The sequence below is a fragment of the Syntrophobacterales bacterium genome (genome assembly GCA_031274925.1).
Classification (GTDB): Bacteria; Desulfobacterota; Syntrophorhabdia; order Syntrophorhabdales; family Syntrophorhabdaceae; genus PNOM01.
Genome location: JAISPL010000006.1, coordinates 13,757 through 26,053, shown reverse-complemented (window position 1 = coordinate 26,053; position 12,297 = coordinate 13,757). Strand labels below are relative to the sequence as shown.

At 48.1% G+C, this 12,297-nt stretch carries 11 protein-coding genes; 6 read left to right on the top strand and 5 right to left on the bottom strand.

Translation table 11 applies throughout. From position 1 onward, the window contains the following. Positions 1–62 precede the first annotated feature (62 nt). The 4 genes from LBQ00_00945 to LBQ00_00930 all read right to left on the bottom strand — a co-directional run bounded on the left by LBQ00_00945 (position 63) and on the right by LBQ00_00930 (position 3,105). Positions 63–320 (bottom strand): hypothetical protein, encoded by a 258-nt coding sequence (locus LBQ00_00945; GenBank protein ID MDR2017443.1) that lies wholly within the window; start codon positions 318–320, stop codon positions 63–65. Positions 321–360: 40 nt separating this feature from the next. After that, positions 361–978: a protein-L-isoaspartate(D-aspartate) O-methyltransferase gene (locus tag LBQ00_00940; GenBank protein MDR2017442.1), complete on the bottom strand. Its 618-nt coding sequence runs from the start codon at positions 976–978 to the stop codon at positions 361–363. Positions 979–1,010: 32 nt separating this feature from the next. Beyond that, entirely contained in the window at positions 1,011–1,811 is an 801-nt protein-coding gene (gene proC, locus LBQ00_00935; protein ID MDR2017441.1) for a pyrroline-5-carboxylate reductase, read from the bottom strand. Positions 1,812–2,010: 199 nt separating this feature from the next. Beyond that, on the bottom strand, positions 2,011–3,105 hold the full coding sequence (locus LBQ00_00930; GenBank protein MDR2017440.1) for a hypothetical protein: 1,095 nt from the start codon (positions 3,103–3,105) through the stop codon (positions 2,011–2,013). 486 nt (positions 3,106–3,591) lie between these two features. On the opposite strand from LBQ00_00930, the gene LBQ00_00925 reads away from it, so the two are divergent. Further along, positions 3,592–4,434, top strand: coding sequence for a methyltransferase domain-containing protein (locus tag LBQ00_00925; protein ID MDR2017439.1), 843 nt, complete (start codon positions 3,592–3,594; stop codon positions 4,432–4,434). 17 nt (positions 4,435–4,451) lie between these two features. On the opposite strand, the gene LBQ00_00920 is transcribed toward LBQ00_00925, so the two are convergent. Beyond that, entirely contained in the window at positions 4,452–5,102 is a 651-nt protein-coding gene (locus LBQ00_00920) for a TIGR00730 family Rossman fold protein (protein MDR2017438.1), read from the bottom strand. Positions 5,103–5,181: 79 nt separating this feature from the next. On the opposite strand from LBQ00_00920, the gene LBQ00_00915 reads away from it, so the two are divergent. The 5 genes from LBQ00_00915 to LBQ00_00895 all read left to right on the top strand — a co-directional run bounded on the left by LBQ00_00915 (position 5,182) and on the right by LBQ00_00895 (position 12,280). Beyond that, a complete protein-coding gene (locus LBQ00_00915) occupies positions 5,182–5,979 on the top strand; it encodes a DUF72 domain-containing protein (GenBank protein MDR2017437.1) in 798 nt (265 codons plus the stop codon). A gap of 55 nt (positions 5,980–6,034) precedes the next feature. Then, the gene (locus tag LBQ00_00910) at positions 6,035–6,976 is read left to right on the top strand and encodes an ROK family protein (protein ID MDR2017436.1); all 942 of its coding nucleotides are present in this window, start codon (positions 6,035–6,037) and stop codon (positions 6,974–6,976) included. A 69-nt stretch (positions 6,977–7,045) separates the two neighbouring features. After that, a complete protein-coding gene (locus tag LBQ00_00905) occupies positions 7,046–8,401 on the top strand; it encodes a phosphomannomutase/phosphoglucomutase (protein ID MDR2017435.1) in 1,356 nt (451 codons plus the stop codon). Positions 8,402–8,505: 104 nt separating this feature from the next. Beyond that, on the top strand, positions 8,506–10,812 hold the full coding sequence (locus tag LBQ00_00900) for a TIGR03936 family radical SAM-associated protein (protein ID MDR2017434.1): 2,307 nt from the start codon (positions 8,506–8,508) through the stop codon (positions 10,810–10,812). Then, entirely contained in the window at positions 10,790–12,280 is a 1,491-nt protein-coding gene (locus LBQ00_00895) for an Rne/Rng family ribonuclease (protein MDR2017433.1), read from the top strand. The genes LBQ00_00900 and LBQ00_00895 overlap by 23 nt, the downstream gene beginning before the upstream one ends. Positions 12,281–12,297 lie beyond the last annotated feature (17 nt).

The following is a 12,297-nucleotide window of genomic DNA, read 5'->3' as shown; positions in this document are numbered from 1 at the left end:
TCTGTCTTATTTTCCCCTTGTGACGTCAAACTCTTTCCCGGTCGGCCAAGAGAGTTTCAGACTCATACCCGTTCATATTTCAGAATAATCATCTTCTTTTCGTCCTCGCCTAATGGTTTCGGGCCGCGAGGTGATCTCTCTTTGACCCTCGTGGTTTGTTCGTAGTTTTTCGCCAGCATGTCCACAAGGATTTCCTCCAAGATGACTTTCTCTTCTTCATCATCAATAACCGTTTCAAGGGAACAGGTTTTGATTACCATCAGGTAGAGGTTGGTTATAATATCCGCCGCAGTTTTTATGTAAAGCCGCTCCGCTTTCATTGCTCCGATGTGATAAGACCGGAATTGCCCTTACGTTCCCTTAATCCTTCCAGCCCTGCTCTCCTATAAGCTTTACGAACCTGCATCCTCCCAAGTTCTCGCTACTGAACTGGCCGTCATTATCTCGTGTATACATCATGAGATTCTGAGAAGACTCGTCTCCTACCGGAATAACCAATCTTCCCTCTATGCCCAGTTGATTGAGCAGGGTCTTTGGAGGTTGCGGAGCCGCTGCGGTCACTATGATCCTGTCATAAGGGGCATGTTCTTTCCATCCCATTGTCCCATCACTTATTGTAACCACTATGTTTGTACACTTCAGGGCGTCGAAAATTTTGCGGGCCCTCTTCGCCAGTCCTGGTATGCGCTCTATGGAGTAGACCTGCTCTGCGAGACGGGCAAGGATTGCGGTTTGATATCCCGAGCCGGTACCGATTTCAAGCATCGTTTCCGTTCCCTGCAGCCGGAGCGCCTCGGTCATGAGGGCAACGATATAGGGCTGAGATATGGTCTGTTTCTCGCCTATAGGGAGCGGATTGTCATCGTAAGCCTGAGGACGGAACGCTTCGTCGACAAAAAGATGTCTTGGTACTTCCTGCAAGGCTCTTATGACCCGCTCATCCTTGATGCCTCGAGTCACCACCTGGGTGTCTACCATGTACTGCCTTTGGCTCCAATATCCATCTCGTATCATAGGGAGAGTTTTTTAGCCCTCTTGCCTGCCTTCTCTATTGCCTTGATAACGCTCCCTCTTACGCCGTCTTTTTCTAGGGAAACGAGTCCGGCGATGGTGGTCCCGCCTGGGGACGTTATCATCTCTTTCATGATGGTTGGATGTATATCCTCGTCTTCAAGCATTTTCGCTGTGCCTTTCAAGACTTGAAGCGAGAGTATCTTCGCTTTATCTCTGGGGATACCCATATTGACCCCCGAATCAATCATCCCTTCCAGAAAAAGAAGAAGAAAAGCCGGTCCGCTTCCTCCGAGGGCGGTGACCCCATCCATGAGGTCTTCATTTACCTCTACCATCCTGCCAAGGGGTTCGAATATTCTCTGCGTCTCTTCCATCTCTTCCCTCGTGACAAAGTGGTTTGCTGTGATCCCCATAACTCCCTCGCCAACCTTTACACATACATTGGGCATGACTCTGACTACTTTGGCCGGCTTGCCGACCAACGAAAGGATATTTGAAGTGGTTATCCCGGCCATTATGGAGATGAGGACGGTTTGCTCTCTTATTAAGGGTGCACAGTTATGTAAGAGATCGCTGGAGTCCTGAGGCTTCACGGCGATTATTATCCTGTCGGAAGTTGCTGCTATCTCCTCAATTCCAGACATACATTCCACCCCGTAAGACTCCTTTATAAACCTGAGTCTGCCGGGCTTCGCTTCCGCGCACCGAATCTTATCTTTTCTCATACCTGTCTTGAGAAGGGCTTTAAGAATAGCCTCGCCCATATTGCCAAGGCCGATTATTCCTATATCATTCATATTTCTTCCTCCTTGTCTCTTATAACAGAAAGGCGTTGTATTTTAAAGCCATTTTTGCAGCGGATGACGACATATTCTCGCGACATTGCGGGTGCTGCCATAGTCCGGGCGGATCATCAGGCGATATACCCACAGCGCTGAAAGCATCTACGGCGGGAAAGCCCCCGGGGAGAAGACGTACTTCATCGCCAATACACTCTCAATAGTACGGTAACTGTTCGTCGAAGCGTCTCCCATCATTTTTGTACCACGATATGACGTGCCTTATCGCCTCAATAGCTTTTATTTTTGCGGCGATGTCCGAATTGAAGCCTTGGTGCGGCTGGACATAGACGTTGCCGGTACGGTCAAGCGCCTTTCGCACCAATTTCCCGGCGGCCGAGATATCGGCGCCGGATGCCGCAGTCCCATTCAAAAACCGGGAAAACTCTGATTCATTTGTGAATACATCTAAGGCGATACCCTTTATCTTTCCAGACTCGTATAGGTCAAGTAGCCCTGATTCAGGGGCGATTTCCCCTCTTGTTACATTGATGAATATGAAGCCCGTCTTCCCTTTGGAAAGATACTCCTTTGAAAAGTATCCCACGTTGTAGAAACTGTTGTCCCTGTTCTTTGTGAGGTTCATCGCATTTACCAGGATATCGCTTGTCTTGATGGCCTCATTTTTCGAGACGAAGTGGACCGTGTTTCCATAAATATCGGTCAACAGATGCTGCCTTATGTCTACACCCTGAACGGTTAAACCGTTCGCCTGAGCGAGTTCGTAGATTTTTTTCCCTATCTTACCGACCCCGTAGACGGTTAGCACCTTGTGTTCACCTAGCTCCATGAATGCGTCGGAATTCTTCCTCTCAAAGGTCCGTGCGTTTTCTGTGTAATGGTTCAGTTCTCCTGCGGTGGCATAAAGGAACTTGATTGCCGTCTGGGCCACGGCATTTACACAGTATTCCCTGAGAGAAGCTATATTCACCGTTTCGGCCAGATGCTCGAAATGGTCGTACCCGGCGCTTCGCGTGACAACGCTCTTCCCATCTTGTCTTAAATAGGCTTCAGGGAGAACCGAATGCGTCTTGGTGCTTATTATCAATGGCAGGTGAAGCCCAGGGTGTGCTTTAAGGAAATCCTGCACATTGAGGGGCGTTATCAGGTAGTTGTGGCCCAAGGGGAGTTCACCTGCCTCGATGGCCCTCAATATTTCCTCTCGGAGGTATTCCGCCTCCGGACCCAAGGCCTCGAAATGTATTATGTCGTATTCAATTTTCTGTAAATCGGTCGTCTCTTTAGCGTTCAAAGCCACCTCGCATGGAGCCATGTTATTTTTTCGCGACGCGAATTTGGCTGCCCATTAATTTTCTCCCAAGGCAGGGTGTTATTTCAAGAGAAAAACGGATGCTCAAGGCTTCAAAACCGTGCTTTCTCAATTGAAAGCAGCAATAACCAGAGCGAGAATGGGAATAGTGTTGATTTATAACCCGGTTGCCAAGGAGGAGCGGCCGCTGACCGGCAGTCATACATATCTAGGAGTTGGAATGCTGAACCATTGAGAAGAAACTGGCTGTCTGCCGGAACCCGATGAGACCGCGTTTTGACAATAATCTCCATTTTATAATAGATTAAAACGATGGCAGGATCATAAGGTCTTAAAGAATATGCTTTCCGAAGGGTTTTTTGCTTCTGCTTTCAGCATGGGAATGGCGCTAGAGTTAGAGTAAGCCCCGACCGAGAAAACGTAGGCCTGCTGGCAAGGTGGAGCCCGGAAAAACAGAAAAGAGGAGCAATGAAGCTGATTAACGAGAATGATTTGATTCTGATAATCTACAATGACCGAAAATATCTAAAGAGGGTGACCTCTGACAAGACTTTCCACGGGAAAGGAGGTACTGTCAATTTTTCCGACCTCGTGGGAAAACAGTATGGTATCAGGTATGGCGAGTATGACCTCTATGAGCCGACCATGGAGGATATCATTATGTACGGACTGATGAGGGAGACGCAGATAGTTTTCCCTAAAGATGGTTTCTACATCCCCTTCAAGCTTAACCTGAGGCCGGGCTCTCGGGTCCTTGAAGTTGGAACGGGGAGCGGTGCGCTGACTTTTATTTTTTCCCGTGCAGTGGGGCCTGAAGGTAAGGTGATCTCATTTGAAAAAGAAGACCGGCATTTCCGTAACGCGAGAAAAAACCTGGAGCGGTTTCTTGATTGGAAGAATGTGGAGATGCGCCATGAAGATATAATGTATTTAATCGATTATGGCGGCAGCTACTTTGATGCAGCCTTCATTGACGTTAGGGAACCTTGGGTGTGCCTCAAAAAAGTAAGAACCTTGATGAGACAAAGCAGTACCGTCGGTATGATCGTGCCCACTGCGAACCAGGTGGCCGAGATATTGAAAGAGATTCACAGGGGCTTCGGGCATGTCGAAGTGATCGAGATAATGCTAAGGAAGTACAAGACCGTGGCGGAGCGGGTGAGACCCGAGGACAGGATGATCGGACACACGGGGTATTTGATCTTCGGCCGGAGACTGGCAGACATTGCCGCAGGGTCTCCCGTAAAGTCTCATGAAGAAGACGCCAATGAAACCATCTGCTTAGAAAGTTTCAGTGATGGAGAAGCATAAAAAGCGTTGCAGGTCGCTCAGAGAATTACAAATCTTTTCACATATTCTATAATTTCCTGTGGGTCATCCATGACCTTGAACATATACAGATCTTCCTTTGAGATTAGCTTTTGCTCAAGCAATTGGTCTTCCATCCAGTCAACAATTTTGTTCCAATAAGATGAGTCCACGAGAATCACAGGGAATGGTTTTATCTTTTTTGTCTGGATTAGTGTCAGCGCCTCAAAGCATTCATCCAAGGTGCCGAACCCGCCGGGCATGACAATATATGCCATGGCATATTTCACGAACATTACCTTTCTTATAAAGAAGTGTCTGAAGGAAAGTTTTACGTTTGCGTAAGGATTCGGTTTCTGTTCGAAGGGCAGTTCAATGTTAAGTCCCACCGATTTTACCCCTTCTTCGGTGGCCGCTTTATTGGCTGCCTCCATGACTCCGCCGCCGCCGCCGGTGATAACATTGAAGCCACTTTTTGCCACCAGTTTCGCAAGATCGTATGTTCTTGTATAGAGGAGATCGCCTTCTTTGCACCGGGCGCTTCCGAAAAAACTGATTGCCGGCTGTATTTCTCCCATACTTTCAAAACCTTCCACAAATTCCGCCATTATGCGAAACATCCGCCATGTATCTCTTACCGTAATATCATCGATAATATACTGTTTTTCCATTGATCCCCTTTTTGCCTTGAGATTTTAGATATTCACATATATTATTTACACGGCAGGGAGAAATGTCAAACTAAAATGTATGGGTGAGATATATATAGGAACAAGCGGTTTTTCCTTCAATGACTGGATTGGAGAGGTTTACCCGCCTTGGATCAGAAAGCAGGAGATGCTTACTCATTACGAGCGGGCGTTCGGTTTCAAAGCCCTGGAAGTCAATTTTACATACTATGCGTTGCCCTCCAAAAGGACAATGGAATCTTTTGTACGTAGAACCTCGCCTGATTTTGTGTATGCAGTGAAGGCGTATAAGTATTTGACCCACGAAAGAGGAGTCGACTTTGATACCATGATCAAAGCGTTCAAAGACGGGGTCAGTCCGTTGGGCGGCAGCATGAAGGCTCTGTTGTTTCAGTTCCCTTACTCCTTTGTGCCGGGCAACGAGAGTTTTGACTACCTGAAATTGATCAGCGATGAATTTGCAGGCATGGGGAGTGTGGTGGAGTTCAGAAACAAAAAATGGTTTGACGAGCGGTATATGGAAATTCTGAGCCGGTTATCTCTGGGGTATTGCGTTGTGGACGAGCCGAAGATTAAGGGGCTCCTTCCTTTTTTTCCGGATGTCACCGCTGACGTGGGATATTTCCGGTTTCACGGCAGGAACAAAGCCTGGTTCAACTCGCCGATGGAGGTGAGATACGATTACCTGTACACCGGGGAAGAACTGGAGGAGTTTGTCGAACCGGTAAGGAAAGTATCGGAGAGTGCGGTTCTGACTTTCGCATTTTTCAATAACTGCCATGCAGGTAAGGCGGTGAAGAATGCGCAGACCTTCATTAAAATGCTGAAACGAGGCTCAAACCATATAGAGGTGACATAAATATGGGTTTTTTATGCGGAATTGCCGCTGATATAAGCGGAAGCGTAAAGGTGGTATGAGAATAGGCGTAGATATTGGCGGGACAAAAATAGCAGGCGGCTTGATTGATAAAGGCGGCAGAATTGTGGCCAAACGGAAGGTTCCCACTGACCCGCAGTCCGGTTACGTGAGGATCGTGGAGAAGATCGTCGGTCTCATAGATGGTATAATAGGAGCGGCCGGGGCAGCCAGAGGTCAGATTGAACGGGTAGGCATCGCGTGCGCCGGCCAGATCGAGAAGCATTCTCAAATGATTGTGGTATCACCTAACCTTGGTTTCCATGATGCACCTTTGAAGGATGACATCGAACGGGCGACCGGAGTGGCGACATCTATTGAAAATGATGCGAATGCTGCCGTCTATGGTGAATGGAAATTTGGCCTTGGAGGTAAGCCTTCTAATGTTCTCGGCGTATTTATGGGGACAGGGATAGGAGGGGGATTTATCATGGACGGGAAACTGTACAGAGGTTTCTTAAACGTAGGTGGCGAGATCGGGCACATGACGCTTAACCCTCATGGGTATCCGTGTCGGTGCGGAAGTGCCGGATGCTTTGAAGCGTTCTGCGGAGGATACCATATCGTCGAGCGGGTGAAGAGACTGATGCGGCAAGGGTATAGAGGCAAGATATGGCAGATAATAAGGGGCGATATGGCAGCCCTTAATGCCGGCCATGTAGAGGAAGCGTATCTGGAAGGCGACGAGCTGTGCGGCAGGATATGGGAGGAAGTCGTAGAATATATGGGTGTGGGCCTGGCGAGCCTCGTGAATATGCTGAACCCAGAAATTGTCATATTGGGCGGAGGCGTGGTTTTTGGGACCAGACACATTGTCGATCAGGCAAGAGAAGTAATACTGAAACGGGCCATGGCCGGGTCCGTGGCAGGCTTGCAACTGAGAAAGGCGAGCCTAGGTGAAGATGCCGCCATCCTCGGGGCCGCATTTGTCGGGGCTTGAACAGTCTGGAATGGAAAGTGAATGGGTAGTTATTGGTTTGCATAAGGAACAAGGAAAGGAGGTATCCTAATGAACACCCAGATTTTTCGAGAATACGATATCAGGGGTACGGTTGACCCTGATTTAAACGATGAAGTGGTGAGGAATATTGGAAGGGCTTTTGGTACGTACATACAGGAGCGTGACAAAAAAACCGTCTCCATTGCCAGGGATTGCAGACTGAGTTCCGAGCATCTCCGAGACGTGATTGTCTCGGGTATGTTGGAGAGCGGTCTTAATATCATTGACCTGGGGGTGCTTCCCACGGGTCTCTTCTACTTTTCCCTCTTCAATATGGACGTTGATGGCGGGATCATGATTACTGGCAGTCATAATCCGGGGGATCAAAACGGATTCAAGGTGGCTTTCGGCAAATTGACAATTTTTGGAAGCGAGATACAATATCTCAGAACCATCATTGAGAAGGAGAGATTTTACCATGGAGAAGGTTCGTACAAAGCATACAAAGGGCTGGTGGACGATTACTATAGATTCCTCAGAACGAATATAAAGCTGCAGAGGGACTTTAAGGTCGTTCTTGACGCGGGAAACGGCACAGCAGGCGTCATCGCCACACCGATTATGAAGGAGATGGGCCAGCATGTCACGGAGCTTTTTTGTGAAATGGACGGCCATTTCCCTAACCACCACCCGGACCCAACAGTTGAAAAGAACCTGGAGGTTTTGAGGAGGACGGTTGTTGAAACAAAGGCGGATGTGGGCATAGGGTACGACGGTGACGGGGACAGAATCGGGGTTATCGATAACGAGGGGAACATTATCTGGGGTGATTACCTGATGGTGATTTTCGCAAGGGATATTTTGAAGGAGCATACGGGGGCACATTTTGTCTCTGAAGTGAAGTGTTCAACGAATCTCTTTGACGAAGTGGAGCGTAGCGGAGGTGTACCGGTCATGTGGAAGGCGGGTCACTCTCTCATAAAACAGAAAATGAAGGAGACAGGGGCGCTCCTCGGGGGCGAGATGAGCGGTCATGTATTTTTTGCCGACAAGTTCTTTGGGTACGATGACGCTATATATGCCTCACTGAGGCTGCTTGAGATAATGGGAAAAGATGGGAGACCGCTTTCCGAGTTTCTTAAGGACCTACCGAAAACATATTCTACCCCGGAGATACGGATTGATTGTCCGGACGAGCTTAAATTCGGAGTGGTGGAAAGGCTCACAGATTATTATAAAAAGACGCACCAGGTGATCGATATAGATGGGGTGAGGGTCATTTTCGAAGACTGCTGGGGGCTGGTCCGGCCTTCCAATACGGGCCCGATCCTGGTTCTCAGGTTTGAAGCAAGGACCCTTGAATCGTTGGAGAGGATACAAAAGACAGTGACGGATGATCTTGCCCGGATTATGAATAAACGTTGAACTTGCGGCAGACCTTAGTGGATAAGCCCCATCAGGCAAATGAATGGGCTTTTCCAGCTTTGGGTCTGTGGCCGGTCGTTTTCTGCGATCTATAAGGAAACAGAATGAATATACCGCAGCATATAACAAAACCCGCCCGGTATACGGGCATAGAGCCTAATGTCAGACTCAAAGACCCGGACCGGGTGAGAGTGAGGTTCGCCCTTTGTTATCCTGATATCTACGAGGTGGGGATGTCCTATTATGGTCTCTTTCTCCTCTATGAACTTATGAATTCCCGCGAGGATGTATGGTGTGAGCGGTGTTTTGCACCATGGATCGATATGGATGCCTATTTGAGACAGAACGGCATCCCTCTTATGACCTTGGAGTCACATACGCCGCTCGGGGCTATGGATGCAGTGGGGTTTTCCCTGTCTTATGAATTGAATATTACCAACGTGCTCAACATGCTGGCTCTGGCCCATATCCCTCTATGTTCCTCAGAAAGGACCTGCGGACCCATAGTGATCGGTGGCGGACCTCTTATGCTCAACCCCAAACCCTTCGAACAATTTTTCGACATAGTTGTGATCGGGGAGGCTGACGAAGCGCTCGTGAGCATCCTTCAAGTCCTTGGAGATTTAAAGGGACTGGCCAGAGAAGAGATTATCAGGCAACTGGGTTCTCTGGAGGGTGTATATTCTCCTCTCTTTCCGAAAGATAGTGTAAGACGACTTTTCGTGGGAGATCTTGACAAGTCTATCCATCCGGTGCGACCGCCTATCCCCATAGTGGGAAGTATTCATAATAGACTGAATGTAGAGGTGTCGAGAGGATGCGGCAACGGATGCAGATTTTGTCTTGCAGGATTCGGCTACAGACCCTATCGGGAACGGTCTTTTGGGAACGTGACGGGAATCATAGACAGGGCGATACGCGAGACAGGTTACGAGGAAATTTCGCTCCTTTCCCTGAGCTCAGGCGATTACAGCGCCCTCTTTCAGACTATCTCATACATCAAGGAGAGACACCGAGGTGTGTCGATAGCGCTGCCCTCACTCAGAATAGGGAGCATCGGGGAAGAGGAGATAAGGGTAATTGGAGATATAGCCCGGACAGGTTTCACCTTTGCTCTCGAGTCTGCGTCGCTGGAGATGAGATGCAGGCTCAATAAGAATATTGATTTTAACTCCCTCATAACGGTTCTTCCAATCTTAAAGAAATACGGTTGGAGAAAACTGAAGCTGTATTTTATGGTAGGTTTTCCGTGGGAGAAGGAGGAAGACATTTTAAATATACGGGAGTTGACGGAGCCTTTCGCAAAGGAAGGTATAAGTATTAACCTCGCGGTCTCTCCCTTTATTCCGAAGCCCCACACGCCTTATCAATGGCTTCCCATGGAAAGCGAAGGTTTGCTGGCCGAAAAGATGGCGATGGTGAAGAAATCATTGAGGAAAAAGAATGTGACCGTCAAATTCAGAGATATAAAGATGAGTACCGTGGAGGCGCTTATTGCACGGGGAGATGAATATCTTTTCCCTCTATTTAAGTATCTTGCCGGAAAAGGTACAAAACTGGAAGCATGGAGAGAATTCTTCAGGCCAGAGTTATACGACGAATGGTTCAGGAATGAGGGCATGGAGAAGGGGCGGTATCTGGGCAGGAGGCCTCTAGGTGAACAGTTGCCCTGGTCTTTTATCGAAATGGGGGTCAAAGAGGAGTTTCTTCTCAGGGAGGCTGAGAAGGCAGATGTGGCTCGGACAACCCAGGACTGTTACGAAGAATGTGCCATGTGCGGCATGGGCTGCGGGGAGTTCCGTTCAATGAGGAATAAAGAAGCGCACGATGTAATTATCCCATCCTTTGAGACTGAAGCCCAGGACCAGGTGTACCGCCTGGAACGCGGTGAGCCGATCTCCTACAGGTTCACGTTCAGATATGGGAAATACGGGGATGCGCGCTACATAGGGCATCTCGACACTATGGGAATCCTGCTCAGGGCCTTCAGGTCGGCTGGCATTCACATAAAAATGCACCGTAAATACCACCCCATGCCGAAGATTTCCATGTCCGAAGCCCTTCCTATGGGTATGGAGAGCATGTGTGAATTGATTGAGCTTGAAAGTGACGGTGTAATTTTTCCGAGCGAAACCCTGATCAGGGGAATTAACGGAAGGCTGCCGAGAGGCATAAGAATATTGGAGTGGGGTTCAGGCCGGCTGCAGAACATGGCTCGGGAATGTATATATCTGCTCATTTCGGATAAACCCGTTGATATGGAGGAATCCCAATGGAAGGTCAGGGGGGCGAGGTATTTTTATCTTTCGAAGGAAAGAAAGGGTATAAGGGATTTGTGGAAGAACGGGGTATTTGCGCGCATTATTAAGATGGAGGCGAAAAGGATCAATGGCATCGGAACTGATAATTAACGTAACGTTCAGCGAGACAAGAATAGCGTTTCTTGAGAACGGGGCTTTTGTAGAATTTTTTATAGAGAAGAAGAATGATAGTAGCATGGTGGGGAGCATCTACAAAGGCAGGGTCGCCAGGATAGTTCCTGGCATGGACGCAGCGTTTGTAGATATAGGACTCGAAAAATCCGCGTTCCTTTATGTGGGAGACATAATACTCGACAGGATGATGTATGAGGAATTCGAAAATTCAGGCGTACCCATGGCGGAGAATCCGGAGCGGATTGAGGGTGTACTTGAGGAAGGCCAGGAACTGATCGTTCAGGTTTCAAGAGAGCCGATAGGGCAGAAAGGGACTAGGGTTACCTCAAAGATAACGCTTCCAGGAAGGCTTGTCGTCCTTATGCCGTCCACCGAGCATGTGGGGGTGTCCAGGAGAATTGAGCAGGAGGACGAAAGAAAGAGGCTGGCCACGATTCTTAAAGAGATATGCCCCAAAGGTTTTGGCATTATCGCAAGGACGGCCTCCGAATTTAAAACCAAGGAGGAGATGGAGAGTGACCTCAATTTTCTGAGACGAGTATGGGAGAGCATACAGGAGAAAGCAGAACATTTGAGGGCGCCATCCATCCTTCACCAGGACCTGGGTATCATATTTCGTGTTATCAGGGATCTCCACTCTCACAATCTGAGAAAGATTGTCGTAGATGACCCTTACATATACGAGCGGATACAAGTATTTCTCCAGGAGCTTCTCCCCGATCAGGCGTGTGAACTCAGTTATTTCGGAGAGAAAGACCCCATTTTCGAAATGTACAGGATCGAGATTGAGATTGCGAAACTCCTGCAAAAGAAGATATGGCTCAAGTCAGGCGGGTATATTGTTCTTGATTACACGGAAGCTCTTACCGTCATCGACGTGAATACTGGCCGGTATCTCGGGAAAAAAGATCTTGAAGATACGATTCTCCGAACCAATCTTGAAGCAGTGAAAGAAATTGCCTACCAGATAAGATTGCGAAACATCGGTGGTATCATAATTATAGATTTCATCGATATGGAAAGGAAGGAATCGAGAGAGACGGTGTTCCAATCCCTGACAGAGGCGTTGAAGAAGGACAGGATCAAGACTTTCGCGTATCCTATAAGTGAAATTGGTCTTGTGCAACTTACGCGGAAACGGACCCGTCACAATATTGTGACCCTGCTATCGGAGGTCTGTCCCAATTGCGAGGGTTCAGGATACGTCAAGTCGCGGTATACGGTCTGTTACGAAGTGTTGAGGGAGTTGAGGAGTGCGTGCCGGAAAGAAGAGGGCAAAGTTTATAATGTATATTTGTCGCCTGAAGTGGTAAGCCTCCTTTATGAGGAAGAGAAGTGCTCTTTAGAGAATCTTGAAGATACATACAAGACCAAGATCAACATTATCGCGAATCCGGAATTCGGTATGGACAAATACCAGGTCGAAGCCGTTCGCGGTATTTAGTGAAGTAAGGCTTTCAA